This window comes from Corynebacterium pelargi (assembly GCF_014635485.1).
Lineage (GTDB): Bacteria > Actinomycetota > Actinomycetes > Mycobacteriales > Mycobacteriaceae > Corynebacterium > Corynebacterium pelargi.
In genome coordinates this window covers 181,844-199,178 of the sequence record NZ_BMCX01000002.1, presented here as the reverse complement: position 1 = coordinate 199,178, position 17,335 = coordinate 181,844, and the positions used below count along the sequence as shown (strand labels likewise).

The following is a 17,335-nucleotide window of genomic DNA, read 5'->3' as shown; positions in this document are numbered from 1 at the left end:
GCCCAGGCCCGTAGCGATACCTTGCGCCACTGCCAGGATTGAAGCGACTACATTTGCTAGGTATGAGCGAAGCCACCCCAAACTCCACGCAAAACGCCAAGCAATACTCCACGGATAATCCCTTTGATCCCACGCAGTGGAAACTGGTGGAAGGTTTTGAGGATTTCAGCGATATCACCTACCACCGCCATGTGGGCGAAGGCCGCGAGAACGGCATGGTGCGCATCGCTTTTGATCGCCCCGAGGTACGCAACGCTTTTCGCCCGCACACGGTAGACGAGCTCTACCGAGCCCTTGATCATGCTCGCCGCACCCCCGATGTGGGCGCGGTGCTTCTCACCGGTAATGGCCCGAGCGAAAAAGATGGTGGCTGGGCCTTTTGTTCCGGCGGCGACCAGCGCATTCGTGGCCGCTCGGGTTATCGCTACGCCGAGGGTGAAACAGCCGATACCGTCGATACTGCCCGCGAGCAGGCCGAGGGTGGGCGCCTGCACATTCTCGAGGTGCAGCGTTTGATTCGCACCATGCCCAAGGTGGTCATCGCTGTGGTCAATGGTTGGGCTGCAGGTGGCGGGCACTCGCTGCATGTGGTGTGCGACATGACCATCGCTTCACGCCAGGAGGCTCGCTTTAAGCAAACGGACGCTGATGTGGGTTCCTTCGACGCCGGCTATGGTTCGGCTTACTTGGCCAAGATGGTGGGGCAGAAATTTGCCCGCGAGATCTTCTTCCTTGGCCGCACCTACGATGCCGAGACGATGCAGCGCATGGGTGCGGTGAATATCGTTGCCGATCACGGCGAGCTGGAGCAGGAGGCCATTCAGGCTGCCCGCGAGATTTGCGGCAAGTCCCCCACGGCCCAGCGCATGCTGAAGTTTGCCTTCAACCTCACCGATGATGGGCTGATGGGCCAGCAGGTATTCGCCGGTGAGGCCACCCGCCTTGCTTATATGACGGATGAGGCCGTGGAAGGCCGCGATAGTTTCTTAGAAAAGCGCGACCCGGATTGGTCTGCCTTCCCCTATTACTACTAGTTTGCGAGCCCCTGCCACCGCGATGCATACCCTGGAAACATTCCCTATCCACCGTCTGCTGTTCCCGGAATCGGGATTGGGCTTTGCCCAGGCACATGCCACAGAGGAGGTGCTTGGGGCTTTAGAGTCCGCCATTGCAGGCCAGCGCACCCTCTTGCCGGTTTCTGAAGAAAACGAGGCGGTGTTGCGTGCTTCGCAGCGCGCCGGGCACGATATCGACCCTTCCGTTGCCTTCGTGGTGGCCACCTCGGGTTCTACGGGGACTCCCAAGGGGGCGATGCTCAGCCCCGCCAATGTGATCAGTTCTGCCGATGCCACCCACCAGTATCTCGGCGGTGAGGGGCAATGGCTCTTGGCGATGCCCCCGAATCACATTGCCGGCCTGCAGGTGCTGATCCGTTCGATGGTTGCAGGCTTTACCCCGGCGGTGCTCAATGTGGCTCATGGCTTCCAGGTGCATGCCTTTGCCGAGGCCGCGGGCAATCTGGAGGGCAGGCGCTACACCTCGCTTACTCCCCTTCAGTTGCTCAAGGCCATGGATAGTTTGGAGGGCATCGATGCGCTTCGTAGCTTTGATGCCATTCTTGTTGGTGGCGCGCCTTTGCTTGCCGACGACCAACGTGCCGCATCGGAACTGGGCATCACCTTGATCAGCACCTATGGTTCTTCTGAAACCTCCGGTGGCTGTGTGTATAACGGCAAGCCTATTCCTGGAGCGAAGGTGCGGTTGCGCGGCGAGCGCATTCTCCTCGGCGGGCCGATGGTGGCTGCAGGATATAGGAATATGCCAGACCATGAGGCCTTTGCTGAGCCTGGTTGGTTCGCCAGCAGTGATACTGGCGTGGTGGAAGATGGCGTCTTGCGCATTACTGGACGCATCGACACGATCATTGATTCCGGTGGGCTGAAGATTCACCCGGAAGTACTGGAGCATCGCCTGGCCAATGTGCCCGGTGTGCGGGCAGTGTGCGTGGTGGGGATTCCTGATCGCCGCCTTGGCCAAGCCATCGTATGTGCCTTTGAGGGCGAGGCCAGCCCAGAGGATCTGATTGAAGCCCTTGATGATCTCCCCCGCTGGCAGCTTCCCAAACGAATGCTCAAGCTCGATGCTTTGCCACTTATTGGAGTAGGCAAGGTGGATCGGCAGGCCATCGCCGCCTTATTCAACACCGACAAGACCAGGCAATAGCTACCCGTTCTCCTGCGCAGGCGGGCATGCGTGGAACAATATCGGCTATGAGTTCTTCTAAGCCACACACCGCCACTGCCGCCGATTGGCTTGAGGGGGCGCGGCCTCATACCTGGGCAAATGCCTTCGCGCCGGTTCTTGCAGGTTCCGGCGCCGCAGCCTATGCCGGCCACTTCCATCTTGGTCGCGCATTGCTGGCCGCCATCGTGGCGTGGGCGCTGATCGTGGGCGTGAATTATGCCAATGACTACTCCGATGGCATTCGTGGCACCGACGATGATCGTTCCGGCCCATTGCGCCTGACTGGCTCTGGCCTTGCCAAGCCCGAGCACGTCAAGTTCGCCGCCTTCGGTGCTTTTGGCCTGGCAGGTATCGCCGGCATCTGGCTTTCTTTACTTTCCGCCCCCTGGTTGATCCTGCTTGGCCTGCTTTGCGTTGCTGGCGCGTGGTTTTATACCGGCGGCAAGAACCCGTATGGCTACCGGGGTTTTGGAGAGATCGCCGTGTTTGTGTTCTTTGGGCTCGTAGCCGTGCTTGGCACTGAGTACACCCAAGCCGGTGCGATTTCCTGGGTGGGCCTTGGCCTGGCGGTGGCCATTGGTGCGATGTCGAGCGCGGTGAATTTGACCAATAATTTGCGCGATATCCCCACCGACCGAAAAGCCGGAAAGATCACCTTGGCTGTCAAGCTTGGCGACGCCGCGACGAGGAAACTCTATCTGGGATTGATGGCAACCCCGTTCGTGGTATCGCTGCTTCTGGCTGCCACTGCGCCGTGGGCAGCAGCGGGTGTGCTTGCCTTGCCTTTTGCTTTGGCTGCTGCTCAGCCGATTCGATCGCAGCAACAGGGCAAGGCGCTGATTCCGGTGCTTGGGCTCAGTGGCAGGGCGATGCTGGTGTGGTCGATTGCCACGAGCGTGGCCTTGGCGCTGATTTAGCGCTTGGAAAGTTCTTCGCGCAGCCAGGCCTTGTGTGCTTTGCGCTGTGCGTCCCATCCGGCCACCGCTTGAGTGGCTCGCAGTCGCATGCCTTTGAACACGAACATGGAAAGTGGCATGGCAACGATGAGTGCGAGCGTGGCCGAGATGAGCAGCGGCACCGGCGCGCCGATGGCAACGGCGAGGAGTTGGATAATGGCTGTAAGGCCAATAAACAGCGCGAGCCTTGCGAGGCCATAGACGATTACCGCACGGCGCGCCTCGCGCTTGAGCTGCGGATCAGGGGCTTGGGGTGCTTGCTCATTCACAACCTCGTAGCCTACTCAACCCCGGTGGTGCACAGGTAGTCTGGTACGAAAACTGAGTAGCGGTTGTGGTTCAAGACTTGAAGTTAGGAGCGAAGTATTGGGACGGCTCATTTTGATCATTTTGCTCATTGCCGCGATATGGATCGTGTGGCGAGCATTTGGGCCTTCTTCGTGGAAGAAGGACACTGTGGAGCCTGAGGCCATTAAAGGCCCCGATGATGATCCTGAGTTCTTGTGGAAGCTGGAAAAGGAACGCTTTAAGCAGCAGCGTGAGCAGGAACGATTGGAAAAGGAGCGCCGGCAGCGTGGCGAGGGCGAAGATAAACAAAAGAATGATGAAGGATAATCATTTACTTAGCCTAGCCTTGCCTCTATAGTTGGAGGCATGACGCTCGACCGCGCATCGCAAATTTTCAAGGCGCTTGGCGACCCTACGCGCCTACAACTTCTTCAGCTCGTGGCCGAGCAAGAATCAATCTGTGGAGTAGACCTCGCAGAACATTTGGCCATCACCGCACCCACGGTGACGCACCATATGCAAAAACTCGCCGAGGTAAACCTTGTGCAACGCCACCGCCAAGGCAAGTGGACGAGGTATCAGGTCAACCCCGGCGAGTATCAGCGCATCGCGGCGCTGATTGATCAGCTCTAGTTCAGCCCCGCATAAGAGTGCAGGCCCGAAGTAACCAGGTTAATAAAGAAGAGATTGAAGGTCATCGCCGCGAGGGCCAGGATATTAATCCAGGCCGCCTTCGTGTTTTGCCAACCCGAAGTTGCGCGGGCGTGAAGATACGCCGCATACAAAAACCAGGTGATCAAAGAGAAGGTCTCTTTGGGGTCCCAGTTCCAGGGACGCCCCCAGGCGCTTTCTGCCCAAATGGCACCTAAGATAATGCCCAGGCCGAACACGGGCACGGTGATAATCGCCGTGCGGTAGGCCACCAGATCCAGGCGCTTCGCGCTAGGCAAGGGTCGGGCTAGTTTGCCAAAGAAGCCCTTTTCTTTGCCCTCAGGCTGCCAGCGACGCAGCAGATACGCCAGCGAGGCAATGCCCGAGATCAAACCGATCGACGCACCAGAAGAGACGATGGAGACGTGGATGGGCAGCCATACCGACTGCAGGGCAGGCACCACCGGGGCTGCATCCGCATAGAGGTTCTTGCCGCCGAGGAAGAGCAGCGAAAGCACCGGCACCAGCACCCATGGCCACAGCGACTTGAATTCCCTGCGCTGCATGAACACCGCCGCTGCCACCATGGCAAAGAGGGTGATCATGGCGATGTATTCATAGAGATTGCCAAAGGGGAAGCGGTGCGTGGCAAGGCCGCGAGTAATCACGGAGACCATGTGCACCAGAATGCCCAGCCACACCAGTGTTTGGGTCATGCCAATGAACTTGCTGGCACCTTCTGGTTTATCGCCGGCGGCCTTCACGTAGAAGATCACCGAGAGCACTAGCGCCAAGAGGTAGATCACGAACGCTGTACCAAACGCCATGTCTGACAGCGAAGCGAGACTCGAATTGATTGGCATGTCACCTCATCCTTCGGGATTGCATCTCAGTATCGAACACACTACTCGTGCTCGACTAAAAGTTGGAATATTGCTAAGCCTCAGCAAAGCTCTCAGGCTGGGGGCTACTCATCGTCGTCGGGTTCCGGCAACTTCAGCAGCTTGCGGTGGATCTTCTGATATTCCTCACCCCAACCCGCACGGTCGGTACGGGAAAGCCCGGCAGTTTCAATGCGGGTCTTATGCTCACCCTCCGGGTACAGGCGCACCCAGATCCTGCGGCGCTTGATCATGAGGGAACCAACCAAGGAGGCCAAAGAGATCAAGGAGAAGGCCAGCATCCACACCTGGGTGGGGTTGTAGCTGACTTGGTAGTTCGCAAACTCCTTTGCCCCGTCGAAGGTGATCTTCGTGCCGTCGTCAAGCGTGATGGACTCACCAACGCCAAGGTTCACGCGCTCTAGCTTTTGCAAGGCCCCAGAGTGCACCAGCGATTGATCAAGCGAGAAGATGCTCTGCCCACGGCCAGTATCGAGGCCATTATCGCCTCGGTACACGTCGATGGCCACGGCCGGATCCGTCATGGCCGGATAGGAGGAGGTGAGCAGATTCTTGTTCTCACCTTCCCATTGGGCCGTGGGAGCAAATAGTCCCTCGATGGCGATTTGGTGCTGGCGGCGCTCATAGAGATCCGGATACATTCCCGCCGGGGGATCAAAGCGCATCACGCCGGAGGAAAGGAAGAAGGTGGGATCCTGCGGCTGCCACTGCACCGTTTGGCTGCGCTTTTCACCATTCGGCCACTCGATCGTAAACGTCGGGGCAAAACCATGACCCTGCAAGTACACGCGATCGCCTGCCACACGCAGCGGGTGATTCACCTTAAGCTCATAGTCTTTCCACGTTGAAGGATCGCTGAAGATATCTTCACCGGTGGCATAGGAGACATTTGAGCTAAACATCTCGGCTTGGCCATTGGGCAGGTAATCGGCCGAGAAATCATGGGCCTCGAAGCAAAATGGGTGTAGCCCGGTGCCGTCGAATAGCGGACCTGCGCGGAACGAGTCGTAATTTGCTGTGGCGGTGTTGCAGAACTGGGTGTTCTGATTCTTCTCCCTATCAGCAACGATGATCACCTGGCCCTCGTAGTGGTAGAGGTGCCCGATGGCCACCGTGACCAAGAGGCCAACCAGGCCGAGGTGGAACACGAGATTGAAAAACTCGCGCAAATAGCCGCGCTCCGCGGCAAAAGAACGCGCACCGGCGCGGTCTTGTTCCGGGGTGTATTCCGCTAGATGCCAGCCCTTAAAGGTTGAGCGCACATCTGCTTCCACGGCCTGCATCGACTCATCGACTGTGCCCTCGCCGTGCCAGGGCATCCTGGATAGGTTCTTCGGCGCGCGCACCGGCGGGGTGCGCATCGCTTTATAGTGCTCGATGGAGCGAGGGATGATGCAGCCGATCAAAGAGATAAACAGCAGCAGGAAGATGGCGTTAAACCATGTGGAGCGGAAGACGTCGAAAAGCTGGAGGCGATCGTAGATCTCTGCGATCTTGCCGTTGTTTTCGATGTACTCCTGTACTTTTTGCTCGTTGAGCTGCCGCTGCGGGAGCAAAGCGCCGGGGATGGCTGCGATGGCGACAAGGAAGAGCAACGCCAAGGCGGTGCGCATCGAAGTCAGCCAACGCCAGGCGCGTTTCAGCCACAAAGAAATCGTCCGCACAATGGACCTTTCACTTTTTCTTCTGCCCACGAAGATCGCGGACATTGCAACTACACCAGCGTAGTACCGAACTGCACCGTCCACTGCCTGATCCAGGTGATGAACTCACCCCACAGGCCGGTGACCAGGCAAAGGCCAACAAGAATCAACGCGATACCACCGATGGTTTGGATGGTGCGCGAATGCTTGCGCAAAAAACCAACGCCTTGCATCGCACGGGCAGAACCCAGCGCCACCACAATAAAGGGCAGCCCTAAACCGAGGCAGTAGGCAATGATTAACAACACGCCACGCAGCGCGGTCATGCCTTCGGTACCAACAGAAATCGAGACAATGGAGGCCAAGGTGGGACCCAAACACGGCGTCCAACCAAGGGCGAAGACACCGCCGAGTAAGGGCGCTCCCAACCAGGTGCTCCAGCGCTTGGGCGCGAAACGGTGTTCTTCTTGGAGCATCGGAACCCAACCTAGAAACACCACGCCCATCACAATCGTGACCACACCACCGACGCGCATGAGCACATCAGCATTCAACGTCAGCGCACTCATGGCACCGAATACCGTGGCGGTGGCCAGCACAAAAATCACCGTGAAGCCTGCGACAAACAGCAGTGCTGCACCGGCGACTTTCCAGCGGCCACGGCGTGCGACCTGGGGGCCTTCTTTGCCAAATTCCATTTCGGCACCCACCACGCCGGCGAGATAGGACATGTAGCCGGGAACCAGTGGGATCACGCAAGGGCTGGCAAAGGACACAAGACCTGCAAACGCCGCCGCCAGCATGCCTAGAAGCAGCGGGCCGGAGGCAGCGAGATCTGCAAAATAATTTCCCATAGTGTTTTGTGGATTCCCCGCGCCGATTACTCGGCGTTGATCTTATCGATCACGGGCTTGAGATCATCGGCGGTGATTTCACGAAGGAACACCGCAGCCGGGCGGTGCTGCTTATCCAGGACAATCGTGGTGGGAACCACCGAGGCCGGAACACCACCTAAAGCAGCAGCCGTTTTAAAGGGCGGATCGTACACGCTTGGATAGGTGAGGCCATTATCGCGGAGGAAATCGCGGGAGATCTCCGGGTTAAAGTCGCGAACATTGATACCCAAGACGGTGCCATCGTGCTGCTTGGCGTATTCGTGGACCTCCTGGAGGTCATCCGATTCGCTGCGACACGGCGCGCACCACTGCCCCCAGGCATTGAGCACCACGATCTTGCCGTCGAAATCTGAAAGCTTGATCGTCTTATCCGGATCCATCACCGAAGGGCCTTCGATATCACTGACAGGAGAGCGCTCCGAAGGCTCATAGAAAATCTCCTGCTGGCCACCGGGTGAGTGGAATTGAAACGTACCACCAGAGGCCACGGCATCTTGGCCAGCAGTACCGCCGCAGGCTGCCAACACCAGGCTCATGCCAAGGCTTGTAGCAAGCAGCAACTTCTTCATCGCAGTGTGTGCCACTTATAGCCCCCTGGCTGGTTCGCTGTAGCGGTAATCGCACAAGCCTTGATCATCAAAGACCAAGGACGTCACGCTGGCCAGGTTGCACTGGCGCATCGCCGGGTTGTGTGCCAAGCGCTTGCCCTGCATGTGGCGCTGGATGCACACGATGGGAAGCTGGTGGCTGACCATAATCGCCTCATAGCCTTCGGCTTCTTCTACCGCACGCTCGATGGCTTGGACCATGCGTTGCACAATCTCGGTATAAGGCTCGCCCCAGCTTGGGGTCAGCGGATTGCGCATCAACGGCCAGCGCACCGGATTCCACAATTGAGAGCGCACACCCTTGACGTGCAGGCCTTCAAATTGATTGCCGGCCTCTAAAAGACGTTCCTCTGTTTCAATCTCTAGACCCAGGCCCCGGCTAAACGGTGCCGCAGTTTCTTGAGCACGCTCCAGTGGCGAGGCATAGAGTTTGACTACCTCGTGGCCTTCAAAGGCATCGGCGGTGCGCTGCGCTTGGCGGCGTCCCCGCTCGGAGAGGTGGTAATCGGGGATGCGCCCATAAAGAATGCGCTCGGGGTTATCGACCTCGCCGTGGCGCACGAGGTGCACGATGGTATGTGGCACTTAGTGCTCCTTCTTCGCTGCGGCAGCAGCCTTCGCGGCTGGCTTCAGGGCGGCCTCGATGCGCTCGAAATCCTCATCGCTCAACGCTGCGGAGGTAAACCAAGTTTCAAACACACTCGGCGGGGCGTAGACGCCATGATCAAGCAGCGTGTGGAAGAAGGCCGGGAAGCGGAAGGTATCCGCATCCTTCATCTCTGCGAAGTTATTGCCCTGGCCTTCGGCAAAGCGGATGCTGAACATCGTGGCGGCGCGCTGCATGTGGTGGGCAACGCCTTCAGCCGAAAGCGCATCAGAGATCATGCCGGCGAGGCGATCAGCGTTGGCGCGCACCGTGTCGTACACATCCTCAGTGGCAAGCTCAAGGGAGGTTTTGCCAGCAGCCATGGCTACTGGGTTACCCGAAAGGGTTCCTGCCTGGTAGACGGGACCTTCGGGGGCGAGGTAGCGCATGATCTCGGCGCGACCACCAAAGGCCGCAGCGGGCAGACCGCCGGATACGACCTTGCCAAAGGTGGTGAGATCGCCCGCGACACCATCCACGCCGAACCAACCGGAGTAGGAGGTGCGGAAGCCAGTCATTACCTCATCGAGGATCAGCAGCGCGCCATTGGCGTGCGCGATTTCCTTGAGCTTGGCATTGAACTCGTTTTGAGGCGCCACGGTGCCCATATTGCCGGCGGCTGCCTCGGTGATGATGCAGGCGATCTCGCCCTCATGCTCTGCGAAGGCCTGCTCAACAGCGGCAATGTCGTTATAGGGCACCACGATGGTATCGGCAGCCGATGCACCGGTCACACCCGGCGAATCCGGCAGGGCGAAGGTCGCCACACCAGAACCTGCCGAGGCCAGCAGCGCATCCACGTGACCGTGGTAGCAGCCCTCAAACTTGATGATCTTGGCACGGCCAGTAAACCCGCGAGCCAAACGTACGGCGGACATGGTGGCCTCAGTACCGGAATTGACCATGCGGACTTCTTCCACAGCGGTGCGATCCACGATCAGCTTGGCCAGCTCGATCTCGGATTCCGTGGGCGCGCCGAAGGAAAGCCCCTTCGCTGCCGCCTGCTGCACAGCTTCCACAATCGCCGGGTGAGCATTGCCAAGGAGCATCGGCCCCCAGGAATTCACCAGGTCAACGTATTCATTACCGTCGACGTCGAAAAGCCTCGAGCCCTTCGCCGAAGCAATAAAGCGAGTCTGCCCACCCACGGAACCAAAAGCGCGCACCGGCGAATTTACGCCACCGGGGGTAAGCACCTTCGCCTCTTGCATGAGTTCGGCCGAACGACGGGTGTTTTCGGAAGTAAGCGTCATGTCGCCCATTCTAAGCAGACGGGGGCAAACCGGGGTCAATCACGCCTTGCTTTTCGACGAACCCCCGCGCGAATTGCGGCGTCTACATCATTGCCTTCCGCCACCCAAGCCATGCCCAAAGGTCACTCCAAGACCCGTGCAGCAGCATCCTTCGCAGCAACGATCACGTCCGGCACACCCACGCCCTGATCCCAGGCACCGGTGGCTTCAATGCCCGGCACCTTGCTCAAGGCCTCACGCGCGGCAGCTACTGCGTCGAGGTGCTCGACGTTGTAGACGGGCAAGCCTCCGAACCAGCGCTGCACAAAAATCTCCGAGAGCCCAGCGGCACGGCCATCAAAGCCGGTGATGCGCTCTAAATCGTCGAGGGCGAGATCCACCAGCTCGTCTTCTTCCATGCGGGTGATGGCATCGTCGCCGTAGCGGCCAAAGGATGCACGCACCAGTGCACCGCCGCGTTCGCCCAGGTGTGGCCACTTCTTGGATGAGAACGTAAATGCCTTAGCGCGAACGTCCTTGGCATCGGTGGCAACAAGGATGCCGGAGTTATCGGGCAGGCCTTCGTCACTATCGAATTTCATGCCAACCACCACAGAGCTTGCCAGCGGTACGCGCTTGAGCTGGGTGGCCGCTGCCTGGGCGTCCTCGCCAAGACCTTTGAGCAGCACGGCAGCAGTAGGCGCGGGCACGGCCAGCAGCACGCGATCAAACACGCCTTGCGCACCCTTGAGCTTGAAGCCTTCCTTTGTGCGGGTGATCTGCGAGATAAACGCATCGATGTGGATATCGGCTCCCGATTGCTCAGCCAAGGCCTCATAGGCCTGGGCGTAGCCACCGCGGAATGCGCCGAATACCTTGGGCTTATAGCCGCGGGCGACCGGGCGCGATTCCATGATGCGCTTAATGGCCCCACTTAAGGTCACCGCTTGGCCTTCGGCGAGCATGGCATCGAAAGTATTGGCAACCTGCGGCATGGTGGCGCGAAGGCCGAGGTCATCGGAGGTAGAGGAATACACACCACCTTGGAGGGCAGACACCACGTGCTCGACCACATCGTCGCCGTAGCGCTCGCGCACCAGCGCACCGACGGACACTTCCTTGTCCAGCGCCCACTCAATCGGCTCAGCATCACCTTCGGCATCGATGCGAGCGCGCGACTGCTCACTAACCAGGCCCTCAAGGCCTTCGGAGCTGCCAGGAATGCCCATCACCGTGGCCATGGGCATCGCTTGTAGCTTGCCGTCCACGTACAACAGCGAAGGCAAACCAGAAGGGTCGACGATCTGATCTCCTAAGCCGAGCTCTTCAAAGAATTCGGTGGCATCCTTACGAAACGCCAGGTACGCCTCCGCACCCATGTCGGTGGGGCCGGAATCGAAGGGCACGGTGAACAGCTTGCCGCCAATACGGTCGGTGGCCTCAAACACCTCCACCTTGGCTTCGGGCTGCTGCTTGTGAATGGAATAGGCAGACACCAGACCTGCTAGGCCTGCACCAATGATGGCGATGCGCATTATTTGCGGATCCTTCCCTTGAATTGCGGCAATGATGGGACGCTGGGGCGTCGAAAAGCTTAAAACTCGTGAATGATCTCCACGGCGCGGGTAATGGCCTCCGGGTCGGTGCTCGGAAGCACACCGTGGCCGAGGTTGAAGATGTGCCCGGTGGCATCACCAGCGGCGATGGCGCGGTCGGCCTCCTCGCAGATGCGCTGAACCTCGGCGCGGATCACGGACTCGCCGGCAAAAAGAATCGCGGGATCGAGGTTGCCCTGCAGCACCTTCGCTCCGCTGCGGGCGGCAATGCGCTTGGCGGCAACGTCCATGGGCACGCGCCAATCCACGCCCATGACCTCGGAACCGGCCTCGCTCATGCTGGCGAGTAGCTCACCGGTGGTGACACCGAAGTGGATGCGTGGGGTGCCTTCCATCTCCGCGAGGATCTGCTTGGAATAGGGCAAAACGAACTCGCGATAATCGCGGTCGCTTAAGAACCCGGCCCAGGAATCAAAGAGCTGCATGGCCTGCACGCCTGCTTCTACCTGCACTTTTAAAAATCCCACGATGGTTGGTACCAGGCGCTCCATGAGCTTGTGCCAGGTGGCAGGCTCCGCGTGCATCATGGCCTTGGTCTTCTCGTGATTCTTGCTCGGCCCGCCCTCTACAAGGTAGCTGGCCAGCGTAAAAGGCGCCCCTGCGAAACCGATGAGCGTTTGCTGCTCGTTGAGTTCCTCACGGATGATCCCAATGCCTTGAGCAACCTCGGGCACATCTTGATCCAGAATGGGCAGCTTGTCCACGTCACCCGCGTTCTCGATCGCTTGGCCCATCACGGGGCCACGGCCGGGCACGATCTCTACGTCTACGCCCGCGGCCTTGAGTGGCACCACAATGTCGGAGAACAAAATAGCGGCATCAACGTCGTGGCGTCGCACCGGCTGGAGGGTGATCTCGGCCAGCAGTTCCGGCATGAAGCAGCTATCGAGCATGCTGATGCCTTCGCGCACCTTGCGGTATTCGGGGAGGGAGCGGCCAGCTTGGCGCATGAACCATACTGGTCGGCGGCTCGGGGTGCGGCCGGCAGCGGCGTCGAGAATCGGAGAAGAATTCGGCATGCGCCCTATGCTACCTGTGTCGTCTCCACCTTTTGGTTGTCTGTGTCGCGCTTAGGATTCAACAGTGATGAAGCACCCACCCGATTTGAACGCACCTCGATAAAGAGCGTGGAGGCCAGCATCAACACCGTGGCAATCATGGGGTGCAAGAAGCCCGCGATAGCGGCCAACATGGCCAGGAAGTTATAGCCCCACGCGAAGGCAATGTTCGAGTGCACCACGCGATTGATTTTCCGCGCGAATTGGAAAAGCTGCGGGATTGGCTTGACCTTGCCTTCGAGCATCACCACATCGGCTTCGCTGTGTTCGATGGCCGAGGCCGTTTGCACATGGCTCATGGCACCGATCTGGATACCCACATTGGCCACGCGGAAGCAGCGGCGCACCGAATCATCACCGACCATGGCGATGCGTGCGCCATGCGTGCGCACCGAACGCACCGTTTGTGCCTTATTCGCGGGCTGGATACCTGCGAGCACATGTGAAACACCCACGGTATCGCCGTAGCGACGTGCCACGGGGTAGGTATCGCGGGAGAGCATCATCGTTTCAAGACCCATTTGCTCAAGGGCGTCAACTGCGTCGATGGCATCGTCTTTGGCGTCATCGTGCAAGGTGATCACGCCGCGATCCTTGCCCTTCCAGCGCACCACCAAGGGGGTGCCACCGGAAACTGCTGCCTGCGCAAGCCTGCCCTCAAGCTCAGAGAGGTTCTTCGGTCGCCACAAAATGGCCTCCACCTGGCGCAGCTCTTCTTCCCCATCGGAGTTATGGATGGGCAATTCCACCATTCCGTGGAAGTTGCCGTCCTCATCGAGCTCATAGTGGGAGACATCGATCCAGTTGGGGATGGTGCTGGTGTGTTTGGCATCGCGGGCCTCGCGGGCGGCGCGCACCAGGGCTCGCGATACCGGGTGATCGCTTTCCATGGCCAGGGCTCCGGCCACGCGAAGTACTAGATCGAGGTTCTCGCCGCGATCAGCCGTGACGGTTTCAACGTGCATTTCGCCATTCGACAACGCGCCCACGCGGTTGAAAATCACCGTGTCTACCTCGTCGAGGGCCCGGAGCGTATTGCCGGAGCGAATCAAAATACCTCTACGTGCTGCACCTTCAATGCCTTGGCGCATGGCCAGCGAAGCAGACACAGCCAAGGCCACGGGGGCTACGCCACCGAGCACGGCCAGAGCGCTGGCGAAGGCCTGGGTGAGGTTGCCAGTAATTAAGGCCCAAAGCGCGAAATCCGCGGCGGCGATCATAAAGGACACAGGCACCAGCGTCGATGCGGTGCGAGTGGCGAGATCATCGGCCATATTCTGATTGACGTTGGTGTCTGCCACCCAGCGATAAATTTCCGCCAACCAGGTGCGGTGCCCGGTGTGCAGCACGCGAATTTTCAGGCGGGAATCGCCATTGATGCTGCCGGCGTACACCTTGTCGTTGACGGAAACTTCGCGCGATTCAATGCCGAGCGCCTCGGTGTTCATGGTGGAAGAACCGCCAATCACCACGCCATCAACGGGCACCAGGTCGCCAGGGCCGACCAAGATATCGTCGCCCACATTCAGCTTTTGTACAGCGACATTGGTTTCGACTGGCTTCGGGTTTTTGCGGTGCCGAGTCACCACCGTGACCTGCGTATTGTGATCGGTGCGCAGGCGGTCTAGATCATCGAGCAAGTTATTTCGGGTGTGCCGGATCAGCAGCCTGCCTGCCAAAAGGATGCAGGTCATGCCGCAGGAGACGTCGAAAAAGAGCATGCCGGTGCGGGCTTGATCTGGGCTGAGCGAAGCCCACGTGGGATCGGCCCGGTAGCCAATATCACCGACGCGGCTAAAGAGCATCACCGCCAAAGACCAGAACCATCCGAGGAGGATGGCCACCGAGCTTGCCGAATCCAAAGCCGACATGCCCCGGCGCGCCCCGCCGATGGTGGCGCGGTGGAAAGGCCAGGCGCCGTAGAACACCACCGGGGCCGAAAGCGCTGCGAGTACCCACTGCCAGTAGTTGAATTGCATCCACGGGTAGTAGCTCACGATGAGCACCGGGATTGAAAAGGCCAGGGAAACCCAAAAACGCTTCTTTGTGATGAGCTCGCGGGCCGTAAAGAGCACCTGGGTGGAGGCCTGGCGGCGCCGGTGATCTGATTGGCGTTCGAGGAATCCCTGCCTGCGGGCGAGTTCGAATTGGCGCTCTTCTTGTGCTGCTTGCTCCTTCGATGCTCGGCGGCGGTGCCGGCGCACGGAGCGACGGAAACGCCCGTCTTCTACATCTGACCAGGCAACGCGCCTGCGCAGCGATGAATCCGTTAATTGGGCATCCACGCCATAACGCTCAAAGACGTCGATGATGCTTTGAGGATCAAAGGTGCTCGAAGCACTCACCCAGGCGGTAGACGATGGGTACACGATGCGTGCATCAACGCCGTTGAGCTGGCTTAAGGCCTCTTCGATTTCTCCGACGATGGTGGCACTTGAAAGCCCACTGAGCTCGAAGGCGAATGAGGTTTTACCCGCGTGCACAAGGGCCTGAGCGTTTTCTTCGGGGTCTACACCGGCGCGAGTATCAACGCCGGCGAGTGCCGCAGCTTCTTTGGCTTGGCTAATGACCCGCCCCAGTTGCTCATCTGGATCGGTGAGTTGTGGTTCCTGGCTCATGTGAACTCCGCGGGATTTTTCATTCAACTATCTGGGTGCAGGCGATGGATCGCAAAGAGGCTATAGGCCAACATCAGCACAATGAGTACATGCTCGGCAATGGCCGCTCCGAGCGCCAGGGCGAGAAGATTTAAGGCGATACATAGCTGCAGCCCAAGGGAGAGTCCCCGTCGAGATTTCTCCTTTGTGAGCGAGCTTTGGGCTGTGGCTGCCGCAAGCAAGACGCCACAAAAAATATTGGCCATGCCAAGCAGAGGATGCTGCCCCAGCGCCGAGGAGTTCGATAACACCGTCATCACTCCACGCGAAACCATGAGCAACACAGCAGCGACGATGCCAAGATAGATCAGCACGGTATCGCTTTTCGACGGCTGCGTGATCATCCCTGCTGCTCCTTTTTGCCCTCGATGAATTCCACGGACTCTGGGCGCGAGGCAAAGTAGATGGCCAAAAGCCCAAGTACACCGATGAGCATTTGTACGCAGCCATCGATGGCGTAGTAGGCAACATCAATGCCACCCTGGGGTTGCATGCTAAACAGCAGCCCGGCGCGCAACGCGAAGTAGATAGCAAAATATCCAAGCACCCTTCGCGCAATGGGGGCTCGTTTTTGGGCACGCCCAAGGGTGTGGACCAACCAAGCGATGATCCCGACGATGATCAGCGAAAGACCTGTGATGCCGGCGAGTGCCATGATGGTCGCGGCGTCGAGAAGCTTTGGAGATATCTCCTCGCTTTGGCTTGAGGCAATCTCATCGCGGAGCTGACCGCGCGTTTGCACGGCGATGGTGAAGTTTGTGATCTGGTGGATGATTTCGGCGCCAACCAACACCCACCAGCACCTTAGGGCAAAGCGCAGTGGTTCCGGGCGTTGCGCTGAAACCGCCGTGGCGTTCTTGCTCTCGGTGCTCAAAATTAGACTTCACCTCGCAGTACCCTTGCGGCATCCACTGCAAAGTAGGTAAGGATCTGGTTTGCACCTGCGCGCTTGATGGCCATGAGCGATTCCATCATCACCTGGCGTTCATCTAACCAACCCTGGGCTGCGGCGGCCTTGAGCATGGCGTATTCACCGGAAACCTGATAGGCGGCCACGGGCACGAGCGAGCGTTCGCTGACCTCCCGGAGTACATCCAGGTAGGGCATGGCTGGTTTGACCATCACAAAGTCAGCGCCTTCGTCGATGTCGAGATCAACTTCGAGCAAGGATTCACGGATATTGGCCGGGTCTTGCTGATACGCGCGGCGATCGCCCTGCAAGGAAGACCCCACCGCATCGCGGAATGGGCCAAAGAAGGCGGAAGCATATTTCGCCGAGTAGGCCATGATGGCGACATCGCTAAATCCTGCTTGGTCGAGTGCCTGGCGGATATAGGCCACCTGGCCGTCCATCATGCCCGAGGGGCTGATGATATGCGCGCCGGCTTCGGCCTGTGCCACCGCCATGCGCGCATAGAGCGGCAAGGTTGCATCATTATCCACGATCACCTTGCCAAAGCGGTCAGTGCTGAGCACTCCGCAGTGGCCATGATCGGTGAACTCATCCAGGCAGGTGTCGGCCATGATGAGGATTTCATCGCCAAATTCACGGCGCAGGGTACGAAGAGCAACATTTAAAATGCCATCCTTATCCCAGGCGGCACTGCCCTCGGCGTCCTTATCGCTATCGAGGGGCACACCAAAGAGATCTACGCAGCGAATCCCCACCGAGATGGCTTCGCGCACGGCCTCAACCAAAGAATCGAGCGTGTGCTGCACAACCCCCGGCATGGAGACGATCGGGTTGGGTGCGTCGATGCCATCGGCTACGAACATGGGCAGGATCAGATCTGCTGGGCGCAATTGCGTCTCCGCGACAAACTCGCGCATCTGCTTCGAGGAACGCAGGCGGCGTGGGCGGCGATTCAATTGAGATTCGGCTGCAGACATGGCTTCCTTTCCAAACAGCATTGCCTAGGCAATCTGGGTAGTGTGCTG

18 protein-coding genes are annotated in these 17,335 nt (G+C 59.1%); 5 read left to right on the top strand and 13 right to left on the bottom strand.

Going from position 1 to position 17,335, the window contains the following annotated elements; translation table 11 throughout:
- The first annotated feature begins 62 nt into the window (after nucleotides 1–62).
- From IEU99_RS04625 to IEU99_RS04615, 3 genes are read left to right on the top strand one after another with little or no spacing between them, the layout of a single operon-like run.
- Complete coding sequence (locus tag IEU99_RS04625; RefSeq protein ID WP_128890538.1) at nucleotides 63–1,034, top strand: 1,4-dihydroxy-2-naphthoyl-CoA synthase; 972 nt, start codon at nucleotides 63–65, stop codon at nucleotides 1,032–1,034.
- Nucleotides 1,035–1,056: 22 nt separating this feature from the next.
- Nucleotides 1,057–2,223: an o-succinylbenzoate--CoA ligase gene (gene menE, locus IEU99_RS04620; RefSeq protein WP_128890539.1), complete on the top strand. Its 1,167-nt coding sequence runs from the start codon at nucleotides 1,057–1,059 to the stop codon at nucleotides 2,221–2,223.
- 47 nt (nucleotides 2,224–2,270) lie between these two features.
- Complete coding sequence (locus IEU99_RS04615) at nucleotides 2,271–3,161, top strand: 1,4-dihydroxy-2-naphthoate polyprenyltransferase (protein ID WP_128890540.1); 891 nt, start codon at nucleotides 2,271–2,273, stop codon at nucleotides 3,159–3,161.
- Here the strand turns inward: IEU99_RS04615 and IEU99_RS04610 are convergent.
- Nucleotides 3,158–3,469 carry a DUF4229 domain-containing protein gene (locus IEU99_RS04610; protein ID WP_128890541.1) on the bottom strand — a complete coding sequence of 104 codons (312 nt, stop codon included), beginning with the start codon at nucleotides 3,467–3,469 and terminating at the stop codon, nucleotides 3,158–3,160. The two genes, IEU99_RS04615 and IEU99_RS04610, sit on opposite strands and share 4 nt — an antisense overlap.
- A 97-nt stretch (nucleotides 3,470–3,566) precedes the next feature.
- Between IEU99_RS04610 and IEU99_RS04605 the strand changes: the two genes are divergently transcribed.
- Together IEU99_RS04605 and IEU99_RS04600 are read left to right on the top strand one after the other, a co-directional pair.
- The gene (locus IEU99_RS04605; RefSeq protein ID WP_128890542.1) at nucleotides 3,567–3,815 is read left to right on the top strand and encodes a hypothetical protein; all 249 of its coding nucleotides are present in this window, start codon (nucleotides 3,567–3,569) and stop codon (nucleotides 3,813–3,815) included.
- A gap of 39 nt (nucleotides 3,816–3,854) precedes the next feature.
- Nucleotides 3,855–4,121: an ArsR/SmtB family transcription factor gene (locus IEU99_RS04600; RefSeq protein WP_123960967.1), complete on the top strand. Its 267-nt coding sequence runs from the start codon at nucleotides 3,855–3,857 to the stop codon at nucleotides 4,119–4,121.
- Here the strand turns inward: IEU99_RS04600 and ccsB are convergent.
- The 12 genes from ccsB to hemB all read right to left on the bottom strand — a co-directional run bounded on the left by ccsB (nucleotide 4,118) and on the right by hemB (nucleotide 17,287).
- Complete coding sequence (gene ccsB, locus IEU99_RS04595; RefSeq protein WP_128890543.1) at nucleotides 4,118–5,002, bottom strand: c-type cytochrome biogenesis protein CcsB; 885 nt, start codon at nucleotides 5,000–5,002, stop codon at nucleotides 4,118–4,120. The two genes, IEU99_RS04600 and ccsB, sit on opposite strands and share 4 nt — an antisense overlap.
- Before the next feature lie 104 nt (nucleotides 5,003–5,106).
- Nucleotides 5,107–6,654 carry a cytochrome c biogenesis protein ResB gene (locus IEU99_RS04590; RefSeq protein ID WP_164931220.1) on the bottom strand — a complete coding sequence of 516 codons (1,548 nt, stop codon included), beginning with the start codon at nucleotides 6,652–6,654 and terminating at the stop codon, nucleotides 5,107–5,109.
- 101 nt (nucleotides 6,655–6,755) lie between these two features.
- Nucleotides 6,756–7,538 carry a cytochrome c biogenesis CcdA family protein gene (locus IEU99_RS04585; RefSeq protein WP_128890544.1) on the bottom strand — a complete coding sequence of 261 codons (783 nt, stop codon included), beginning with the start codon at nucleotides 7,536–7,538 and terminating at the stop codon, nucleotides 6,756–6,758.
- Between the two features lie 26 nt (nucleotides 7,539–7,564).
- Complete coding sequence (locus IEU99_RS04580; protein ID WP_123961309.1) at nucleotides 7,565–8,149, bottom strand: TlpA family protein disulfide reductase; 585 nt, start codon at nucleotides 8,147–8,149, stop codon at nucleotides 7,565–7,567.
- 15 nt (nucleotides 8,150–8,164) lie between these two features.
- Nucleotides 8,165–8,773 carry a histidine phosphatase family protein gene (locus IEU99_RS04575; RefSeq protein ID WP_128890545.1) on the bottom strand — a complete coding sequence of 203 codons (609 nt, stop codon included), beginning with the start codon at nucleotides 8,771–8,773 and terminating at the stop codon, nucleotides 8,165–8,167.
- Entirely contained in the window at nucleotides 8,774–10,087 is a 1,314-nt protein-coding gene (gene hemL / locus IEU99_RS04570; RefSeq protein WP_371869474.1) for a glutamate-1-semialdehyde 2,1-aminomutase, read from the bottom strand.
- 122 nt (nucleotides 10,088–10,209) lie between these two features.
- Complete coding sequence (locus tag IEU99_RS04565; protein WP_128890547.1) at nucleotides 10,210–11,601, bottom strand: protoporphyrinogen oxidase; 1,392 nt, start codon at nucleotides 11,599–11,601, stop codon at nucleotides 10,210–10,212.
- A 59-nt stretch (nucleotides 11,602–11,660) separates the two neighbouring features.
- A complete protein-coding gene (hemE, locus tag IEU99_RS04560) occupies nucleotides 11,661–12,701 on the bottom strand; it encodes a uroporphyrinogen decarboxylase (protein WP_128890548.1) in 1,041 nt (346 codons plus the stop codon).
- A 5-nt stretch (nucleotides 12,702–12,706) separates the two neighbouring features.
- Nucleotides 12,707–15,358: a heavy metal translocating P-type ATPase gene (locus tag IEU99_RS04555; protein ID WP_128890549.1), complete on the bottom strand. Its 2,652-nt coding sequence runs from the start codon at nucleotides 15,356–15,358 to the stop codon at nucleotides 12,707–12,709.
- A 23-nt stretch (nucleotides 15,359–15,381) separates the two neighbouring features.
- Complete coding sequence (locus tag IEU99_RS04550) at nucleotides 15,382–15,741, bottom strand: hypothetical protein (RefSeq protein ID WP_128890550.1); 360 nt, start codon at nucleotides 15,739–15,741, stop codon at nucleotides 15,382–15,384.
- Nucleotides 15,738–16,271 carry a hypothetical protein gene (locus tag IEU99_RS04545; protein WP_128890551.1) on the bottom strand — a complete coding sequence of 178 codons (534 nt, stop codon included), beginning with the start codon at nucleotides 16,269–16,271 and terminating at the stop codon, nucleotides 15,738–15,740. The genes IEU99_RS04550 and IEU99_RS04545 overlap by 4 nt, the downstream gene beginning before the upstream one ends.
- 2 nt (nucleotides 16,272–16,273) lie before the next feature.
- A complete protein-coding gene (hemB, locus tag IEU99_RS04540; protein WP_128890552.1) occupies nucleotides 16,274–17,287 on the bottom strand; it encodes a porphobilinogen synthase in 1,014 nt (337 codons plus the stop codon).
- Between the last annotated feature and the right edge of the window lie 48 nt (nucleotides 17,288–17,335).